The sequence below is a fragment of the Microcoleus sp. Z1_A1 genome, assembly GCF_036700305.1.
GTDB lineage: Bacteria > Cyanobacteriota > Cyanobacteriia > Cyanobacteriales > Microcoleaceae > Microcoleus.
On record NZ_JAUBOR010000028.1, the window covers coordinates 26,726 to 46,171 of the forward strand.

Here is a 19,446-nt window from a genome sequence, read left to right on the forward strand (position 1 = left end):
ACCAATGGGCAATGCCGTGTCCGACCTTGCTGAGAGTCAACTGTCAACTATTGGTTAGTTATTACCAATAACCAATAACCAATAACCACTAACTACTAACAAATTACTACTTAGAGATAAAATGAACCCAAAAATGCCCGTCAGGTATACAGAGGCTGCGGATTAAGCGGTAAGTATAGTGCAAGTAAGCACCGCTGACACTTGTATCGTAGCCAGTTCGGAACCACTCGCCATAGGGATCGTGAACGAAGAATCCCTCGCTGTCGTAGCCTGCGACAACTATAATGTGACCGAAAGACGTGAAGTATCCGTGGATGACAGCGGGATTTCCGCTGGCTAGCCAATCTTGAACGTCATCAATAGTTGCATTCTCGGTAAAGAAATCTTGAGCGCCGTAATCTCTAACAATTTTTGCTAAATCGTAGGGATCCCAGCGACTGTAACCTTTGGCGATCGCATATTCGTAAAGTTCGTCTTCATATTGCCCGGTTTGTTTGCGCCGTGGCACCTTCAAAAAGTCCAGACACATCGCTAATGAAGTTACATTGCAAGAACCTGTAGGATTATTCAAGTTATCCATTTGCGATAGATAAGGAATGCCAAGCCTGACAGTTGGGGGATTAGGTTTCGGAAAAAGTAGAATGCTGTCTTGAGTAATTTGAGCGTGTCCTCCGAAAACATACCAAACCCCTGAACCTTTGAAAGACTCGTTGCGGAGAGCAACTCTGATGTGACAGCGAGCCGGAGCAAAAGCCAGGATCTCCAACTCTTTTCCGGCTGGTATTACTTGTTTTTCTGAGTCCTGAAGTTGAGAAGACGCGACCGGTTTTGATTTAAAAATGGTGTCTCTGAGCGTTTTCAGGATCAGGGGCTGTGTGGGAATGTCCTCTGGTTTGGTTTCGATCAGCTTTTTGGCTGTGACTGCTCCCAAAAAACCCGCTTCGCCGCACTTCATCAGAGTTTGAAATCGGTGGAGGGTGGCGGTAGAGAGAGGGCCAAAAATTCCGTCTACGGGAGGTTTCAGTAAACCTAGGTCAATGAGGCGACTTTGAATTTGGCCACTGAGTTCGTCGTCTGCAGCGATTGCTTTGGCATCGTACCTAATGTTTGAGTTGAGAAAGTTTTGTAATTTCATGCTTGCGTGCCCTGTCAGTCGATTTTAGATTTTAGATTTTAGATTTTAGATTTGACAATTACGACCGCAGATAAATCAGGTGGCCCCAGACTAAATTGCTTGATTGTCAATAATTCCCTGTTTATCGTCTCATAAAATTACGGTGATTTTACCGATCGATCGATTTTAGATTTTAGATTTTAGAATTACGATCGCCGATAAATCCGGTTTCCCTAGACTAAATTGCTTGATTGTCAATAATTCCCTGTTTATCGTCTCATAAAATTACGGTAATTTTGTCGCTCAATCGATTTTAAATTTTAGATTTTAAATTTTAGATTTTAGAATTACGATCGCCAATAAACCCGGTTTTCCTAGACTAAATTGCTGGCTCGTCAATAATTCCCAGTTTATCGTCTCATAAAATTACGGTAATTTTGCCGATCGCCCGTACCTTAAAGGCTTCATACTAATTATTGGATACAAAACCTTCAAGGCGAGAGCCGATCGAATTTCACGCACTATTGACTAAAAATCCCTCGTGCGCGTTGACATTGTTTCTGCCGAATTCCGAATGCTGTTGGATGACTCAAAAGCAGAAGGATAGCAGAATTGCCCTGTTGAGGCGAAGTCAGATTTATGCTTCGTCTGGGCGAATTACCACAACACCCATTGCGTCGGGAGACAGATATTTGACAGCGGCTTCTCGGAGATCCTCGGCAGTCTGAGCTTGGATGCAGGCGGCATAGTTGAGGGCGGGAGCGATATCTCCTACCATCGACTGATAGTAACCGTACAAACTTGCTCGATCGCTCGGAGTTTCGTTACCAAAGATAAACCGATTGGCTACTTGGGTGCGAATGCGGGAAATTTCGGCATCTGTCACCAGTTCGGTTTGGAGAGTGCGGATGTGTTGGACGATCGCAGCTTCCACTGCTGCCAAGTTTTCTGTCGGTAGTTGAGCGGAAATTGAGAATACACCGCCGAGTCGCTGAGTCATGTTGCTGACCGAAATTGACGAAACTAGCCCTTTTTCTTCGCGCAAATCCTGAACCAAGCGAGTTGTGCGGCCGTGTCCCAAAATTGTCGCCAAAACGTCGAGGGCATAAGTTTCGGACATTTCCATGAAACCTGGCACTCGCCACATCACGATCAGTCGGGCTTGCTGAAGGGAAGAGTCTACAAATTCGCGGCGGACTGTTTCTGTAAATGGCGATTCTTGACCGTAGTTCAGGGTTTGGGATTCTGGGTGAAAGTTGCCGACAGCGGGCACATTTATTTTGTTGTTGTGTGCTGTACTTTTTGCTGCAAAACTGTCTGCGACAATTTCTATTAGTCGATCGACTGGCAAATTGCCGACAGCTACGGCTGTCATGGCCCCTGGGTGATATCTGCTGCTGTGGAAATCCCGCATTTGTTGCGCTGTCAACTGTTCGATTACCGCAGTCGGGCCGAGTACCGGTCGCTTGTAGGGCAGGACTTCAAAGGCTAATTCCATCGATCGCTGATAGGTGCGGCGGCGGGGATTGTCTTCCGATCGTCTAATTTCTTCTAAGACTACCAGCCTTTCGCGATCGAAGGCGTCGTCGGGAATGCTGGCGTTGAGCAACACATCGACTTGCAGGGGAGCTAGTTCGGCAAAATCTTTAGGAGCTGTGGTGATGTAATAGTTAGTGTAATCTTGGCTGGTGGCAGCATTGGTGACAGCGCCGCGTTGCTCGATCGCGCGCTCAAATTCGCCACTGGGAATGCTGGGAGTTCCCTTAAAAATCATGTGTTCTAAAAAGTGAGCCATGCCGTTAATGTCGTCTGGTTCGACGGCTGAGCCTAAATTGAGCCACACGCTGAGGTTAACAGCATCGACCGGCAAGTGTTCGGCTATAACGGTGAGGCCGTTGGGGAAATGGCGGATTGTTGGGGCGTTGAGGGGCGATCGGGCGGAGGTTTTGAGTAAGGTTGATGTCATTGTGCTTTTAAATTGATCTTGTTCTCTATATCTTAAATGGTCATCCGATTTTAGATTTTAGATTTTAGATTTTAGATTGATCCCACGGCTGATGGTTGCTGGGGATGTTGTCGGGGGCGATCGCGAGCGTTAATTTATCCTAATAGTTGCTTAATTCCTCAGTTTTTTTGTGATAGCAAAAGATGGAAAATCGAAGATGGAATAAAAACTTAATATTTCCACAAGCAGCTTTTCAACGATTTTGGCGATCGACTTCGGGGAAAATCGGCTTAATTTTGACTGTAGCGCTGACGATCGCGGCACTGTTGGCCCCCCTACTTTCCCCTTACGATCCGGCGGTCGATCGAGATTATTTGTCGCGCTTAGTGGCTCCTAGCGCTAAACATTGGTTTGGCACCGACAGTTTGGGGCGAGATTTGTTGGTGCGGGTGTGGCACGGATTGGGGATATCTTTACTCGTCAGCCTGGTTTCTGTGGGTGCGGGTTTAATTGTGGGAGCGCTTTTGGGGCTGGTGGCCGGGTATTTTCGGGGATTGCTGGAAATGGCGATCGGCACTTTGGCGGATATTTTGTTAGCTTTTCCTTCGATTTTACTGGCGATCGGCGTTGTTACCGTCACCGGGCCGAGCCTGCAAAGCGTAATTATCGCCGTCAGCCTCGTGCAAATTCCAATTTACATCCGCTTAACTCGCAGTATGGTGCTGTCTCTGCGGGAACAAGAATTTGTTTTGGCTGTCAAAGCCTTGGGCGCCAGCGACTTGCGGATTATTTTTCGCCACATTTTGCCGGGAAGTCTCGCGCCTTTAGTTGTACAAGCAACTCTTTCGACTGGTACGGCGACACTAGAATCTGCCGGTTTAGGTTTTTTGGGTTTGGGCGCACAGCCGCCGGTTCCTGAGTTGGGGACAATGCTTTCTGATGCTTTTAAAGGCGGATACGCTCTTTCGTCTCCTTGGACGATCGTGTTTCCAGGTTTGCTGATTACCTTGACTGTTCTTGGTTTCAACCTTTTGGGGGATGGCCTGCGAGACGTTTTAGACCCCAGAGGGAATTAGAGGGGGAGTGGGGGAATTTATATTTTTGCGTTTTGCCTTCTGCCTTTTACCTTCTGCCTTCTTCCCTCTGCGCCCTCTGCGCCCTCTGCGGTTCATCCCCTCTTCCTTCCTCCTCCCTCTAAAATCTAAAATCTAAAATCTAAAATCTAAAATCGACCGACTTGACTGCTGTCACGATCTACGCGAAACTTTACATACAACTGATGTATTGCTTCTACATATTAATAACTTCTGTTAAGTTGTGACTCAAAACCTATCAATTAGTCAAAATTGATATAGCGCTTTGTCAGTCAGCCAACTCTCAAGAAGCTACTTCAGGAGGCATCGTCCCTGGCTTGCTGGTGTCGGTGTCTGTTCTCAATATTCCTATTCAGTCAGCCCGCATTATGGAAACACTAGAGTTTGTGATCTATCCAGATGGCCGCGTACAGGAAACAGTCACCGGCATTGTCGGTGCTTCCTGTGCTGAGGTAACGGCTGCAATTGAAGCTCAGCTCGGCGTGGTGCTTCACCAAGAGTCAACATCCGAATATTTCACGCAAGCGCTGCATCAGTCAGCCGAAGCGACGGCCCAAGTGGCTTTTAGCGATTGGTAATTTTTTTTGTTGAGTTCACTTAAATTTTTTTGGAATCACCATGTCACACTTTAGCCAAATTAAGACCCAGATCCGCAATTTGAATTCTTTGGAAGCTGCTTTAACTGACTTGGGTATTGACTGGAAGTCGGGCCCAACTGAGGTGCGTGGCTATCGCGGCCTAACCAGCACCGCTGAGGTCGTGATTGAGCAAAAAAACGGCTACGACGTAGGTTTTAGCTGGAACGGGACTGAGTATGAATTGGTGGCTGACTTGCAGTTTTGGCAGCAAGCTTGGTCTGTAGACCGTTTTCTGAATAAGGTGACTCAGCGCTACGCTTACCATACTGTGGTGAATGAAAGCGCTAAGCAGGGTTTCCAAATTTCTGAGCAAAAGCAAAATCAAGACGGTTCGCTCCGCTTGGTGGTGCAACGCTGGTGCGCTTAATAATTTTTCGAGATTTTTGCAATCTTGTTTCATCAAAGTCCGCTTTCGCGGACTTATTTACTATTGTGGGGGTCTAAATGTCTGAGCTTTCTGGACTCGGAATAGATACAGCAATCGATCGCTCTGGTTTAGAGCCGGAGTTGGGGGGATTTTTGCGGGATGCGCCCGATCGCTCTGGTTTGGAACCGGAGTTGGGCGGAGTGTTGCGCCAAAAAGGTGTCTATGTTGATGAGATTACCTGCATTGGCTGCAAGCACTGTGCTCACGTTGCTCGCAATACTTTTTATATTGAACCGGATTACGGTCGATCGCGCGTAGTTCGACAAGACGGGGATTCGGAAGAGTTGATTGCTGAGGCGATCGACACTTGTCCGGTGAATTGCATTCACTGGGTTGATTACACCGAACTCAAGAATCTGGAAGAAGAACGCAAGGATCAGGTGATTCCTGTCGTTGGTTTTCCGGTGGATATGGCGACAGTTAAGGCCGGTATTCGCCAGCGACAAAAGAATAAGTTGGGCGATCGTAAGTTCAAAGGTACCCATTGAAATCCCCAATTCACATCCACAGCTTGAAACCTGTGGCTCAAACAACAAAAACAGCCCGCGCGGGCTGTTTTTTGTATACATTGTATAATTAAAGTTTATTTGAGAGGATGGTGCTCAGCGAGAATTTTCTCAACTCTAGCTTCGTCGATTCTGGCAGTTAATGTTGATGCCTCGTTGTTATCGCGAATGGTTTTTGCTAAAGTAAAAGACGAGCCGACAGAAAAAGTTAAACCCATACCCATAAAAGCTTTTTGCCAGGGGTCTACCTGTAAATAAATGATACCTACAGTAGTTGCGGACAGGGCAACAATAAAAGAAACCCAGCACTGAAGTATCCAAGCATTAGTATCTTTTTGGCGTATGATTTGTTTCTGCATAGTGCCTCTAAGTCAAATATATCTTTTGGTTGATTAACTTAAAGAATAGATAGCGTGAGTGAAGCGGTCAGGAGAGCAGGGGACAGTTTCGATAAGTGAACAGTGCGATCGGGCTTTTGACTAAAAATTAGAACGCTGTAGATAGGGTTTAAGGCTCAAGGAAGACTGGGTGGGAGTAGACAGTTTGGAAACTGGACTAAGGGAGATTGATTGAGTGGGATTCGTTGCTATTTGATTGTTGGGTGCTGGTTTTAGTTTAGCTTTTGGGAGGGTAAAGGAGAGTAAAGGGCGATCGCTGTTGCTTGGGGGGGAGAAAAGGAGAGGGGCGCTAACCTTTTCACCGAATAGAAATATAGCAATCCGATCTGAGTCTCACAACACAACGCCCTCTTGTCTTCCTAGACTTCTTGTATAGCAAGACTTTCAGATTTTACATATCTAGAAAATCACTTAGGATTGCTATAAAGGGTTCAGCCACTTATATCTCAGACCTTCCCTTTCTCAAAAATTGCAATCTTTCTATAAATAAATCATTCATTTTTCCTATGCTTTTTTCTGCTTTGCATGGTGGCTCTGGACACGTCTTACACCCTTTGATTGTAGCGGCGTTTAAAGTCGAGCTAATCTTTTCAAGTGAAACATCCCTTAAAAAAGCATCGTTACTTGAGATTGCATTAACAATATTTACGAAGTATGCAATCTCTGTTTTATGTTCTTCAGTCATTTGATATGTACACTCATCTCCCACACATGCTTCCATCTCAGATGTGAAGTTTTGGACTATTTTGCTCAACTCCGTATCATAATTTATCTGGCTGGATGACTTTTTTAGCTTCTCGATAGATTCGCTGAGTGCTTTCATTTTTTTGCCTGCCAAACACAACTTTGTAATTATTTATTATACTTTCAATGATTTTTTCTGTCAATCCCTCGATTTAAAATTGATTGGTACAAATTTCCCTATCTTCAACAGCAACATTAGCATTATTTCGCAAATATTTTTTCAGCCACTTACAGCTATTTTTCAAAACTTTATTGACATCATTGCTCTGACTGCTAACTTTTTGTAAACTCCACATTCTTACTGTATCATCATCACTAGCAGAAACAATTGTCTGGTCATCCGGGCTAAAACTAACATTATTGACTGTATCAGTATGTCCTCTAAAGGTGTGAATTAACTTGCCATCTGCTACTTGCCATAGCTTTATAGTTTTGTCTGTACTAGCAGATGCAATCATTTTACCATCATGGCTGAAAGCAATGCCATTAACCGCATCGGTATGTCCATCAAGCCCCTCAAAAGTCCTGATCAGGTTGCCACTCTCTACCTGCCATAGCTTTATAGTTTTATCCCAACTCGAAGAAGCAATTATGTCACCATTAGGACTGAAACTGACACCATAAACTAACTTGCTATGACCTATAAGACTTTTTAGTAATCTACCACTATCTACTTGCCAAATTTTTACCGTTTTATCTCTCCTAGCCGTAGCAATTTTTTTGCCATCAGGGCTAAAACTGAGCCAAAAAGAATCAGATGGATTATTTTTATCTATTATAGTTTTTTTTAAACTTTTTGTTTTAAAATCCCAAATTCTTACAGTTTTATCCCAATGAACAGAAGCAATTAATTCACCATTTTTACTAAAAGTTACTCTGATCGCATCATCTAACTTACCGTGTGTTGGTAGTTTGACCTCGGAATTTGATTTCTCCACAATCTTTTTAAGCTCCCAGATTTTTACAATACCATCAGTATCAGCAGTAGCAACAGCTTGACTGTTGGGGCTGAAGCTGACACCCCACACTCCCCTACCACTGGTATGTTTCAGTTCGGCTAACACTTCTCCTTCTTTATTCCAAAGCTTCACAGTTTTATCATCACTAGCAGAAGCAATGATATTACCATCGGGACTAAAACTAACATCTCTAATGTCATCAGTATGTCCTTCCAACCGATTAATTTCTCGAACTTCCCCAATTATTGTTTGAAGAGAATTTGGAACTTCAGTCTGTTGCTTCTGAAATTTTTTTAATGCTTTCACACTTGCTGTTAATGCTTCTAGCTGATAATTGACATTGAAAAAAGTTTCTGCCGATTCAGTTAATACCTTAATTTCATTGGTTGTTGCTCTGTTACTCTCGGCTTTAGCCCACAGGGCTAATCCTGATGTTAAAATTGCTAGCATAGCCAGTAAAATTCCTCCTCTAACTGCTAGCTTAGTTTTTTGCGATTCAGCTTTAGCTCTGGCTCTAGCCTCTTCAGCTTTTTCAGCTTCAGCCTTGGCTCTAGCTTCTGCTTCTATAGACTTTTCCAATTCCGCCATAGCTTTTGCTTCTGCTGCTTCCCGTAATTGCCGCTGTTGCTGTAATTCATCTTGAATCTGCCGATCGCGCCTACCCACACTCCTCTGCAAAAACTCCCTCTCATCCCCAGTCAAATGCCGCTGCACCCTCTTCTCCCACTCCTCAACCTCCGCCAATCGCGCACCCGTCAACAGCGCATCATCTGACTTACCATAAGTTTTTTCCCACTCCCGACAAGCTACCTCTAAGCGCCGACAAATCCGAATATTCTCCTGATCCTCTTCAATCCAGTCACTCAGTAACTTCCACCGGCACAACAGAGCTTCGTGAGCCACTTCCACCGTGTTTTCATCCACAATAATTAAACGCTGCTGCGCCCCAGCCAACAGCCCAATTACCCGCTCTAACTGCTCAGGAGAATCCGCGATCTCCCTCAGTCTTTTCCACTCAACCCGCCGGCGCGTTACCTCCGTACCCTCACCCAACTGCACCAATTCCATAAACAGTTTGCGTACAAAAAGGCGATCGCCATCACTAAGACTTTGGTAGATCACATTAGCTCGATTTTCCAAAGCCCCTTGAACACCGCCAATTTCTTCATAGCCATTTCTCGTCAGTAACGGTTCGGGAAATTCCGGTTTTTCTATGCAGACTCGCCACAACTCTTTCAAAGCGTATTGTAATAACGGTAATGCTCCCGGTTGACCGGCCACATCCTGGGCAATTTGGGATACTAACCCCCGTTCAAATTTTACCCCGTGCAGTTCGGCTGGTTTCTCGATCGCCTCTGGCAACTCTTCAATCCCTAGCGACTTCACAATATAAGTTGTAGTCGGAATATGATTGATCAAATTTAAAACGTCTGGATAATTAGCACAGCGAATTAAAAAATCTCCACGAAGTGCAATAATCATCCGGCTCTTTCGCTCAGTATCATTCATCTCCTTTACGATCAGGCGGATAAAACTCTGTCGCTCGGCTTCATCTTCACAGAGAGTAAATACCTCCTCAAACTGATCTATAAAAATTACAAAAAGCTGATTCTGCTCTTGATGTCGAGCTAGAATATTTACCAGTTTTCCGAGGGGGTGCTTCCCAGGAGTAAAAGATTCAACCGGCCACTGACTGCTACCAGGAATTCTATCCCGACTTAACTGTGGCAACAATCCCGCTTTAATTAAAGAAGATTTGCCAGAACCAGAATAGCCGATAACGGATAAAAAACGGCTATTTGTCAGGTGAGTAATCAGCGTCCGAACTGCTTCCTCCCGCCCACAAAAATACTTCTCTTGTTCAGCTTCAAAAGCAGAGAGTCCCAGATACGGATTTTTGCGATCGAAATTAATTTCAGTAGCCGAAGTCTCTAGTTGCGGATACGTTACCAGAGTAATGCAGCGGCCCCAGCCCATACGAATCGCTTCTTGCCCCCACTGAGTACCCTTAAGTTCATTGCTGATATAATCAAATAGGCGATCGCCACTGACCTGCCCATTTCTACTAGCATTTTCCGATGCCAAACCCTTCAGCAAAGCTCCTGTAAAAATGGCGTGCGCTTCCCCAGCCAAAGCTTTTACAGTCTCAAAACTCCGGCAAGCCGTAATTAAATAATAATCCTTTTGTGTACTGAAAGCGGTTAAAGTTTGCTGCACTAGCTGACTTTCAAGAAAATATCCACTATGACAGCAGTCCAACAACATTACCAAACTGCTCAGATCCGACTTCTTAATTAGCCGATTGAGGCTTGACAAATCAATCCCGTGTTTATAATTGACCACCTGTCTTCCCACCATTTCCACCTGACAGTCGGAAGTAGCCAATGCTCCTTTTTGCTCCCCCAAGTTATCAAAAAAAGTCAGACCGTGACCCGCAAAATAAATCAGTACATCACTTTTCGTACCTTGTTCCAAGAGCAAAGTTTGCAGAGCTTCACATACCTCATCAGCAGAAACGCTTTTTTGCTGTGCTACTTCAAAAAGTTGGGTCTCAGCGTTCCAGCGATGTGGCAGTCGAGTAACAGTATACTGGCCATATTCCTCTAATACCCGTGCAACAACTTCAGCATCAGTAGCCGATTTAGGGAGGGGTTTGAGGTTGGAGCTTTGATACTGAGCAATACCAATAACAAGGGCGTAACGAGCCATTTAGTTCAACCTGGATTTAAAAAAATACTGCCTTAGTTGACACGCACCCTAAATAGCTGTTTTAATTCTATCGCTAGAATAACTCAACTTTTCGGAAGCAAGCTCGATCTTTCAGCAAACTCTACAAAAACTTAACAAAAGGTAACATTATGTCAGAATTACAGCGTTTCGCTTTTAAAGAAGGTTCTGAAGTGTACGAAGTCACAATTGACGAAGCCGCAACCTCAGAGGAGGATAGTCCTTTTGATGAAGTGAGAGACGTGCGAAGCGATGCACTTAATCGGATGCAGCAAGCTCGCCTGCTAATTCGCAATTATGCTATGTATGCTGTGACGGCTTTTAAAGATTTCGGTGCGGCTGAGGTTGAAGAGGTAACACTTAAATTTGCCATCAAAATGGGTGGAAAAGCCGGCATCCCTTACATTACTGAAGGTTCAGCAGAAAGCAACTTAGAAGTTGAGGTAAAGTGCAAGTTTCCTAAATCGGCTGCAAGCGAAAAGTCTTAAACAGTTTTTAATCCTTAATCGCAGCTAATTAAGTAAACCCAACTAACAACACAGAATACGCACTTTTTCTTAGTCCGCTTGGAGTGGAATTCGTTTGACAAGTAGCGGTTTCAACCGCCGAGTGATGCGTTCCTTCAATACCCAGATACCCGACTTCTTCAAGAAATCGGGTATCTAAAGCAACCTAATTAGCTCCTAAAAGCGCTACGGATTACTTATTTTTTTGCTGAGTCTTCGCTTGTTCGATCGCAATTTCCCTCACTGCTTGGAAAGAACTCAAATTCGATGAACCCTCAATCGCCTTCACCGCCAAATCTTGAACCTGTTTCAAAGCAGAATCCAGTTGTTTCGACAAGCTAGCAAGGCGCGCATCTTGATTTTGAATTGTCTGCAACATCCCTTGAATTTGCAGTTCATAATTTTGCTTTTGCCCTTCGATATCTTTAGCAAACAAATCAGCCTTAACTTTAGCTTGATAATTGCCAATATTGCGGCCGTTATCTTTCCCATTCTTGATATTAGCTTCCAGTTCTTTCGGAAAAGCTTCTACCTTCGCTTTCACCTCAGCATAAAGTTTTTCCCGTTCCGAAATAGATTTTTCGCGTTCCGCCCACTGTTTCTCCTGTTCTTGCTGAAACTCTTCGATTTCTTGATACAGCCTTTTCTGGCGCTGTTCGTATTCTTCGATGTCCAGATTTCGCTGAAGATTCAACTCATAATCATACAACTCTTCATCCCGCTGGCGAGCTTTTTGATGATTCTCATTGCGTTCTTTAACGGCCAACTTGTGGAGTTCCTGCTCTTTTTCCCAAGCTTGCCGGCGTTCCAACAATTCCTGTTCAACAGTTTCGCGCTGTTCGCTGAGTTCGCCAGCAAAAGTTTTCGCGCTTTCTTCGTACTGTTGAATTAAAGTGTCCAGCGTATCTTCTGCAACATCTTCTAAACTGTGCAACTCTTGCAGTTGTTGAATTTCCTCGCCCACAGTGCGCCGCAATTCTTCGACTTTAGCAGCTTCTGAAGTTAATTTTTCAGACAACTCGCTGACAGCCCCACCAAAGCCAAATTGCAGTAAAATTAAATTGTCGATTGTGGACTGCATTTTTTGTGGATTTTGAGTTAAAGCCATTGGTTTTTGTGCCTCCACAATAGGTTTTTGTGGGGCTGCTGTTTGCTTTTGGGAAGCGTTTAGCTGTTGGATTTGCGATTCTAGCTGCGCTTTTTCTTGCGCTGCTTCCTTGTACGCTTCTAAGATTTCAGCCTTGGTGCTTTTGTCGCTAACTTTTTTGTTCATGACTTTTCATTTCTTAATAGGGTGGAAAATTTCTGTCATTTTTTCGTAAGGTGTGTATTGCACACCCTACTAGGTTTTAAGCTTTGCTGGCAAAAGCTTTCATTGCCAAATCTTGCGCTTGCTTCATCGTGGCTTGCAGTTGCGCGGAAATTTCGGCGATTTGTTCGGTTTGTCGCTCAATAGTCTGCTGCAAAGATTGCGTTTTCAATTCATATCCTTGCTTAGTGCCTTCCCATTCTTTCTCCACTAAATCTGCCTTGACTTTAGCTTCGCGGGAAACTTCTTGAATTGCTTCTTCTTTGGCTTTGACATAAGCCTGTTTGAGTTCTTCTTCAAATCCGGCGGCTTTTCTTTGATTCTCTTCAAACTCCGCTTGATTGTCGCTGAGGACTTTTTCCCGTTCCACCCAATTTTTCTCTTTTTCGCGAGTAGATTCTTGCAAGTCCCGTTCTAGTTTGCGCTTCGTTTCTTCGTATTCGTCGGTTTCGATTTTGCGAGTGCGCTGTAACTCGTATTGATAATCTGCTGTTTCTTCTTGGCGCTTTTTAGTTAGGAGTGCAGTTTCTTCTTGAACTGCTGCCTCAAATTCTTGCTGTTCTTTTTCCCAACTCTTGCGTTTTTGGGTCGTGTCTTTTTCGATAATTTCGCGTTGGTTAGCAGCGTTTTGTTCGAGCAGTGTCAATTTTTCTTGGTGCTCTTGAGTTAAAATGTGGAGGGCGTCTGCTACAACTCTGATTTGCTGCAACTCTTGCAATTGTTGGGCTTCGATTTCGATCGCGCGTTTTAATTCGTCTAATTTGGAAGATTCCGCCTTTAGTTTTTCGGAAAGTCCGCTGATGATGCTGCCGAAATCTAATTGCAAGTCGGCCAAGCCTTTGACTATGCTGTCAATTGTGTAGGTGGAAGCGACTTCGAGGAGTTGTTTGTTTTTGGCTTTTTCGGCTGACTGTTCTTTGGTTTCGACTTTGGATTCGATCTTTTTTTTGTCTGCTAAAATCTGCTGAAAGTTTTGCAAAATTTGGGCTTTGCTATCCTTGGCAGTTGCTATTGTCATAATGTTTGCTTCTCCTGATTCTAATTTTTCGAGATTTTTTAGTGAAACGTTTTCAGTTATTCAAAGTTGCGGAGTTGGCTGAGAATAGCTTGGTATTTTCTGGCTGCGTCGGGTTTTTCTTCGGGATTGGCGCTGGCTAGCATTTTGAGAAGTTTCCAGCAGCGATCGCACCGATTTCCTTCCCAGCAGGCGCACTCATCAATTATACTCAAAAGTGCGCCTTTTAGCAATTGATTTTCCGCTAACAAAGCTCGGTAATTCCGCTGGACTGATTCGGCTACTAAAGTCATGTGCTGGAAGTCTTGGGTGAGACTTTCAATGTCGTTAACTGCGTCTGTCCGAATTTTGTCTAGCAGCTCAAGATTCTCTTTCAAACGACTTTCTTGCAGGTTTGGTTTGGTTTTCAGCTTGGTTAATTTCTTCATTTCACTCTGTTGTAACAGTTATGGTAAAGGCGCGATTAAATCGCGCCTTTACAACAAAATTAGAACAAGTCAGCCGTTAATTGCTCTTCGGCTGGCGGTAGTGACATACCGCCGTTGGAATTCAAAGCCATAGCATCGCTTTCACCGCCAGCGTGAGCGGCCATCAAGCAGGCAACTTGCTGCGCCGGCAGGTTATCTAAACACACCATAGCCCTTGTTCCTTCTAAGTCAATCATCCGCGATTGATTGCTAGAATCGGACAAAACTGCTGCGGCTTGGTCGATAACCGCCCAATCTTTCCGCTCGTTCCAAGACCATTTCAAGCTGTAGTAGTTAATCGGTTTTACTACTCCGCTGTCGTCTGGTTTCTGACCGGAATGCTTGACAAATTCGGGAACAAAAATTCCGGTTGCAGGTTCTACGCCGCGAGATTGAACTGATGCTACCAAGCGGTTAAAATCGTTCAAGCTGCGGTTTTTGATGTATGTCACCATGACTACTCCTTGCGGCAATTCGCCACTTTCTGCGACAAACCACAGTTGACCCCACAATGTGTGGGAAGTTTGACCTAAACTGCCGAAGAATTTGGAGAATTTGAGGATTGTCATGGAACACTTGGAACCGTAGTCGGTGTCGCCGATCGCCCACTGGCCACTTTGGCAATTGTTACGTACTGCGATCGGGATTTCTGGTACTAGCAAAGCATTGCTCGGTTTGGCACCAAATACTGAAAATGTAGGTCTTTCTTGTGTTTTAGTCATTGTTCCTTTTTCCTTAGTTATTGATTTATGTTCTGACAATTAGGAATCGGTAATTGGGAATTGAGAACTCACAAGAATCGAATTATTTTTCTTCCCTCTTCCTTCTTCCTTCTTCCTTCTTCCTTCTTCCTTCGATTACCTAATCAGATGTGTTGTCGCTTTTGGTTCTGGATAGGTATACTCAAGCATCGCCTCTTGTTGAGCTTTAATAATCCGCAGCGCGGCGAGCAAATGCTCTAACGTTTCTAAGTGCGCTGGGGTGAAGTGGATGCTGAAGCCTTCGCCATCCCGCGCGTAGCCGGGACAAACCAGTGAGGCTGAGCTTTGTTCTTCGTGGGTGGCGATGTATAGCCAGTCATCGTCTTCGAGCTTGTAATGCGTGTCTGTCCAGGTTCTCAGCATTTGCGATCTGCTCCTCCTTATTTGCTGCGTACAAGCGTTTTGACGCCCAGCGCTTCTCACTCCTCTGAAGTTGACGACGCTATATGTAGCGTGTGAGCTAGGCTAATTTGCACCCTTAACCCTACCAGTCCGGGTTAATTGGTTGATTAAACCGTCAACTAACCTCATGGTAGCGCGGGTTGATTTTCCCGTCAAGTATTTTGTTGAACTTTTCATCAAAACAGGCTAGAATGCTTGTCAGGAGGCAAAAAACCGTGGAACAAACATTTGGAAGACTGATCCGTCAAGCTCGCAAGGACAAAGCTTACTCACAACGTGAGCTAGCAGCTATGCTAAGTGTGGACTTTACTTATTTGTCGAAGTTGGAGAACGATCGAGCGGATTATGCGCCAAAAGAGGAGGTAATCCGATCGCTAGCGCGGAATCTAGACATAAACGAAGAGGAATTGATTTTCTTGGCGGGGAGGCTGCCGCAGCAGTACGAAGCGCTGCTGAAGCAGAATCCGAAGGAAATGCAGGCTCTTTTCCGCCGGATGCAAGAAAATCCAGATTGGCTCAAACAGTCTTTTGAAGCGTAAGAGAGGCCCCTCATAGTGAGTATTTTTAAGCCGTATTGCTTCTATCCCAAAGAAACGATCGAGCGTTTGGCTTCGGACATCTTGATGCAGATGCAGAAAACGCAAAATTTTGCTCCGAGATGGCCTTTTGATGCGACAACGGTTGCTGATTTTCTGGATTTGGGCGTAGTTTGGGAGTGCATTGAGCCGGATGAAGAAGGTGCGATCGCGGCGAGGATTTTGCCGCAGCAGCGGTTAATCGAAATCAACGAACAGATTCTCGAAAAACCCCCAGGCTTCATCGAATCGACGATCGCCCACGAAATCGGCCACTGGGTGCTACACGTCAATCAAGACGAAGCAGACGGCACTGTGGAACAGTTGGAATTAAACTTAGGTAATCAAGGACAAACGGCGTCTGATGTCGAGGAACCGTTTGTTTGTCGGGGTGCGAGTGCGGATAATAAGGTTTTGTCGATCGAATGGCAAGCGCAATATTTTGCAAGCTGTTTATTGATGCCTCGGTGTATTTTGGAGGAAAAAAGACAGGGACGCGATTTAACTAAGTGGTCGCATTTATACAAAATGAGAGATGAATTGGGAGTGAGCATTTCCAATTTAACAAACCGCTTGCAAGAATTCGATTGGATTTACATTCCCAAGGGAACGCGCGAGATTTATGCCGGGAAAGATGCTGCAAACGGGCAGCAGCGATTGTTTGGATAGAATTTGATAGAATTTGAGGTTTGAGAGAGATTCTCGAATCTCAACTTTTTCAGATAAGTTTGAAAGAATGAGGTTGCAAAATGGAAACCAAACGAGTAGCAGACCTGACAGTTGAAGAACTGCAAGCGATAATTCTCGAAACCAAACGAGTATCAGACTTGACCGTTGGAGAATTGAAAGCGATAATTGCGGAAGCGATCGATATGCGGTTAAGCCAATGGATAAATCCTTTCAATAGCAATACCTTGCCCCTAGTTCCGCAAAGGACGAAGGAAGAACAAATGCAGAGGAATTTAGCAGCAATAGAGTGGTTGCAAAAGTGGCGAGAAGAAGGAGACGCCGAGGAACAAACAGAGACATTTGAATATTTGCAAAAAGTATTAGACGAAGACAGGCTTTCGTCGAACCGACCGTTATTTGTGCAACAAAAATGATAGTTTTATTGGATTCTGGGCCTCTGGGAATATTAACAAATCCCAAGGGGCCACCTGTGACTGTAGAGTGCCAACTTTGGGTAGAATCTTTGCTATTTAAAGGCTACAGGATGATTTTACCTGAAATAGCAGATTATGAAGTGCGGCGCGAGTTATTGCGGGCAAATAAGTTGGCAGGTATCAAACGCCTTAACGAATGCAAATCTCGCTGGCTGGAATACTTGCCGATAACAACGCCAGTAATTCTCAAAGCGGCCGATTTGTGGGCGGCATCGCGTCAGGCAGGAATGCCGACAGCAGATCCCAAAGAACTTGATGGAGATGTGATTTTAGCAGCTCAAGCTTTGCTGCTTCGTGGCGGTGGAGAAGCGGTTGTTATTGCTACAACAAATGTGGGGCATTTGTCGCGATTTGTGGATGCTCGTCACTGGCGAGATATTGACTGAGCGTACAGAAAAAATTAAAAGTCACAAGTTAAATTACATTTTATGCTAACCAATATTGAAATCCTGCTGGCGGCTTGTGAGGAATTAAATATCCCTTACGAAATCCTGCATCCTTCCCAAAACTTGATTAGACTCAAACAGGGCGGCGAAGAATATTATTTTGTCAATTACATGACGGCATTTAACAGCGCGTCAGTAGCAGAGATTTTTAAAGACAAAGAATATACCTATCAACTATTAAACGGCAAAATAAATACTCCCAGAACTCTCGGTTTTGTCTCGCCTCACTGCGAGGAGAAGTATAAAAAGTATTTGAGTTTCCCAGATATTGAATCAATAGTTTTAGAAGTAAACAAAAAATTCGCTTTCCCGGTGATTCTCAAAAGAAATCGCGGTGCTGGTGGCAACAATGTTTTTTTGTGTGAAACTAGAGAGCAAATTAAAGAAGCCCTAGAAATTATATTTAATGTCAACAGCAAAGATTATGACCACGTGGCCATAGCTCAAGAATATATCGAAATTGCCCACGAATATCGGGCTGTATTCTGCAAAGAAAAGCTAGTTTTGCTGTACGAGAAAGACAAATCTCAGGCTAAATTTGCGGGCAATTTAAGCCCGCTGCACTGGGAAGGTGCAAAAGCTAAACATATAATTAACCCCAATCTCATGTCGGAGATTGAAGATTTTGTTAAACCTGTTTTTGCAGAAATTGCGATTAATTATGCTGGGTTTGACATCGCGCTAGATACAAAAGGAGCATATTGGTTGATTGAAATTAACTCAAGCCCCAATTACGATATATTTGTGAGAGATAACGATCGCCAAATTGCTGTAAAGATGTTTAAAGATATTTTAGAAAATTGGAAAAGCCGAGAAACTGGGTTGTTCACCGATCTTCACGGCTCAAATCCCATATTTTCCTAAAAAACCCGGTTTCTGCGATCGGGGGTGTGCAAGTCCCGATTAAGAAACATCGGCTTCGGCTGCAATTTTAACCCCTCCCTTCAGCGCAAACACGGCGGTGATGATGCCAACAACCGCAAGAATTGCCGTAATGTAAAAAGCGTTGGTATAGCTGCCAAAAGTATCGCGAATTTTCCCCGCAGCAATTGTACCGAAAAACGCTCCAACTCCGTAGGCTGTATACACAATGCCGTAGTTTTTCGCGTAGTCTGTGGGGTCGAATAAAGTTAAAGTTGCCGTGGGCGCGATCGCCAGCCATCCTCCTAACGACAGCCAGAACAAACAAAACGCAATGATATAAGTTGCGACTTGTCCAACGCCCGCCTGAGTCATCATAATCGATGCGATTAAGATGAGAATGTAGTTGGCTATCGCGGCATATTTTGGCTTAAATCGATCGGTTATCCAACCAAACATCGGACGCCCCATACCGTTAAATATGGCAAACAGAGAAACCGTTGCCGCAGCCGTTCCCGCGTCTAATTTAATAATTTCCTGCGCCACGGAAGAAGAAATTCCGATCGCGCCCAATCCCACCAGCGTGCCAATGGTGTAGCACACCCACAGCCCGTAAAATGCGGGAGATTTCATCATCGGTGCGCTCTGGCTATTTACCGCTGTTCGCGATCGGGCGGCCGCAAATCCCGCAGGCGTCCATCCAGTTGGCGGCATTTTCAAAACGGTCGAAATTGCCAAAATAATGACGGTAAAAGCGATGCCTAAAATCAGAAATGTTTGCGCTATTTGATAGGTATCGATTAAATATTTGGCAATCGGTGCGGTAATTAAAGGCGACAAACCAAACCCAATTACTGTTAGCCCAACTGCCAATCCTTTTTTATCGGGAAACCACTTGGCTGCTACTGCTAGCGGTACGCCGTAAGCAATTCCCACCCCGGCACCGGCGATAACTCCATAGGTGAGTACCAGGACAGTAATATTAGGTGCAAATGCCGATAAAATATAGCCGATTCCCGTCACGACGCCGCCGACTGCGGTCACGGTGCGAGAACCGTAGCGATCGATAAAAAAGCCGGTAATTGGCATCAGTACGGCAAAAACTACTAACAATACGGTAAACGGCAATAAACTATCCGTTGCACCGATATCGAGCTGCTTTTCTAGCGGCTTTCTAAAGATACTCCAAGAATAAACTGTACCCAGACAAAGCAAGACCGTGATTCCCAGCGGAACGAACAACCAGCGGCCTTTTTCTGCTGGCATTCCGAAAACTTTTGTTTCGTTCATGTTTTTAATTTTTATCGAGGATGCCTTAATAGGTAATGGCTGTGCATTCCCCGATAAATTGTAAATTTACTATAAGTTTGTTACCGATGCAATAGTTGT

At 44.5% G+C, this 19,446-nt stretch carries 21 protein-coding genes; 10 read left to right on the forward strand and 11 right to left on the reverse strand.

The features are described from left to right. Positions 1–106: 106 nt before the first annotated feature. Positions 107–1,135, reverse strand: a complete 1,029-nt coding sequence (locus QT973_RS18470; RefSeq protein WP_333051967.1) for a C39 family peptidase — start codon at positions 1,133–1,135, stop codon at positions 107–109. Positions 1,136–1,751: 616 nt separating this feature from the next. Further along, positions 1,752–3,080, reverse strand: a complete 1,329-nt coding sequence (locus QT973_RS18475) for a pitrilysin family protein (protein ID WP_333259831.1) — start codon at positions 3,078–3,080, stop codon at positions 1,752–1,754. A 182-nt stretch (positions 3,081–3,262) separates the two neighbouring features. Between QT973_RS18475 and QT973_RS18480 the strand changes: the two genes are divergently transcribed. The 4 genes from QT973_RS18480 to QT973_RS18495 all read left to right on the forward strand — a co-directional run bounded on the left by QT973_RS18480 (position 3,263) and on the right by QT973_RS18495 (position 5,706). Continuing rightward, positions 3,263–4,135, forward strand: coding sequence for an ABC transporter permease (locus QT973_RS18480; RefSeq protein WP_333391889.1), 873 nt, complete (start codon positions 3,263–3,265; stop codon positions 4,133–4,135). Positions 4,136–4,521: 386 nt separating this feature from the next. After that, entirely contained in the window at positions 4,522–4,731 is a 210-nt protein-coding gene (locus QT973_RS18485) for a DUF2997 domain-containing protein (protein ID WP_015176940.1), read from the forward strand. A 40-nt stretch (positions 4,732–4,771) separates the two neighbouring features. Continuing rightward, positions 4,772–5,158, forward strand: coding sequence for a DUF1257 domain-containing protein (locus QT973_RS18490; protein ID WP_242716193.1), 387 nt, complete (start codon positions 4,772–4,774; stop codon positions 5,156–5,158). A 77-nt stretch (positions 5,159–5,235) separates the two neighbouring features. Next, positions 5,236–5,706 (forward strand): ferredoxin, encoded by a 471-nt coding sequence (locus QT973_RS18495; RefSeq protein ID WP_333391891.1) that lies wholly within the window; start codon positions 5,236–5,238, stop codon positions 5,704–5,706. 95 nt (positions 5,707–5,801) lie between these two features. On the opposite strand, the gene QT973_RS18500 is transcribed toward QT973_RS18495, so the two are convergent. From QT973_RS18500 to QT973_RS18510, 3 genes are all read right to left on the reverse strand, one after another. Continuing rightward, complete coding sequence (locus tag QT973_RS18500; protein ID WP_333289473.1) at positions 5,802–6,083, reverse strand: YiaA/YiaB family inner membrane protein; 282 nt, start codon at positions 6,081–6,083, stop codon at positions 5,802–5,804. Positions 6,084–6,561: 478 nt separating this feature from the next. Continuing rightward, positions 6,562–6,945, reverse strand: a complete 384-nt coding sequence (locus QT973_RS18505) for a hypothetical protein (RefSeq protein ID WP_333391893.1) — start codon at positions 6,943–6,945, stop codon at positions 6,562–6,564. Positions 6,946–7,018: 73 nt separating this feature from the next. Continuing rightward, on the reverse strand, positions 7,019–10,534 hold the full coding sequence (locus tag QT973_RS18510; protein ID WP_333391895.1) for an nSTAND1 domain-containing NTPase: 3,516 nt from the start codon (positions 10,532–10,534) through the stop codon (positions 7,019–7,021). A 149-nt stretch (positions 10,535–10,683) separates the two neighbouring features. Here QT973_RS18510 and QT973_RS18515 point away from each other — a divergent pair, with 149 nt between their 5' ends. Then, the gene (locus QT973_RS18515; protein ID WP_333198382.1) at positions 10,684–11,040 is read left to right on the forward strand and encodes a CU044_2847 family protein; all 357 of its coding nucleotides are present in this window, start codon (positions 10,684–10,686) and stop codon (positions 11,038–11,040) included. Between the two features lie 211 nt (positions 11,041–11,251). Here the strand turns inward: QT973_RS18515 and QT973_RS18520 are convergent, their stop codons facing one another. The 5 genes from QT973_RS18520 to QT973_RS18540 form a co-directional block, all read right to left on the reverse strand. Then, complete coding sequence (locus QT973_RS18520; protein ID WP_333391897.1) at positions 11,252–12,331, reverse strand: hypothetical protein; 1,080 nt, start codon at positions 12,329–12,331, stop codon at positions 11,252–11,254. 76 nt (positions 12,332–12,407) lie between these two features. Next, positions 12,408–13,385: a hypothetical protein gene (locus QT973_RS18525; protein ID WP_333391899.1), complete on the reverse strand. Its 978-nt coding sequence runs from the start codon at positions 13,383–13,385 to the stop codon at positions 12,408–12,410. 56 nt (positions 13,386–13,441) lie between these two features. Further along, complete coding sequence (locus QT973_RS18530) at positions 13,442–13,810, reverse strand: hypothetical protein (RefSeq protein ID WP_333391901.1); 369 nt, start codon at positions 13,808–13,810, stop codon at positions 13,442–13,444. Between the two features lie 59 nt (positions 13,811–13,869). Then, on the reverse strand, positions 13,870–14,571 hold the full coding sequence (locus QT973_RS18535; protein ID WP_333391903.1) for a hypothetical protein: 702 nt from the start codon (positions 14,569–14,571) through the stop codon (positions 13,870–13,872). A 135-nt stretch (positions 14,572–14,706) separates the two neighbouring features. Further along, positions 14,707–14,973, reverse strand: coding sequence for a hypothetical protein (locus QT973_RS18540; RefSeq protein ID WP_006634886.1), 267 nt, complete (start codon positions 14,971–14,973; stop codon positions 14,707–14,709). A gap of 254 nt (positions 14,974–15,227) precedes the next feature. Between QT973_RS18540 and QT973_RS18545 the strand changes: the two genes are divergently transcribed. From QT973_RS18545 to QT973_RS18565, 5 genes are all read left to right on the forward strand, one after another. Further along, positions 15,228–15,551 (forward strand): helix-turn-helix transcriptional regulator, encoded by a 324-nt coding sequence (locus QT973_RS18545; RefSeq protein WP_333159648.1) that lies wholly within the window; start codon positions 15,228–15,230, stop codon positions 15,549–15,551. Between the two features lie 15 nt (positions 15,552–15,566). Beyond that, positions 15,567–16,256 (forward strand): ImmA/IrrE family metallo-endopeptidase, encoded by a 690-nt coding sequence (locus QT973_RS18550; RefSeq protein WP_333207725.1) that lies wholly within the window; start codon positions 15,567–15,569, stop codon positions 16,254–16,256. 80 nt (positions 16,257–16,336) lie between these two features. Continuing rightward, positions 16,337–16,690 (forward strand): hypothetical protein, encoded by a 354-nt coding sequence (locus QT973_RS18555; protein ID WP_332983381.1) that lies wholly within the window; start codon positions 16,337–16,339, stop codon positions 16,688–16,690. Beyond that, positions 16,687–17,136 (forward strand): nucleic acid-binding protein, encoded by a 450-nt coding sequence (locus tag QT973_RS18560; RefSeq protein ID WP_333207724.1) that lies wholly within the window; start codon positions 16,687–16,689, stop codon positions 17,134–17,136. Before QT973_RS18555 ends, QT973_RS18560 begins: the two co-directional genes overlap by 4 nt. 42 nt (positions 17,137–17,178) lie before the next feature. Further along, entirely contained in the window at positions 17,179–18,060 is an 882-nt protein-coding gene (locus QT973_RS18565) for a YheC/YheD family protein (protein WP_333207723.1), read from the forward strand. A gap of 39 nt (positions 18,061–18,099) precedes the next feature. Here the strand turns inward: QT973_RS18565 and QT973_RS18570 are convergent, their stop codons facing one another. Beyond that, complete coding sequence (locus QT973_RS18570) at positions 18,100–19,347, reverse strand: L-lactate MFS transporter (RefSeq protein WP_333051935.1); 1,248 nt, start codon at positions 19,345–19,347, stop codon at positions 18,100–18,102. Positions 19,348–19,446 lie beyond the last annotated feature (99 nt).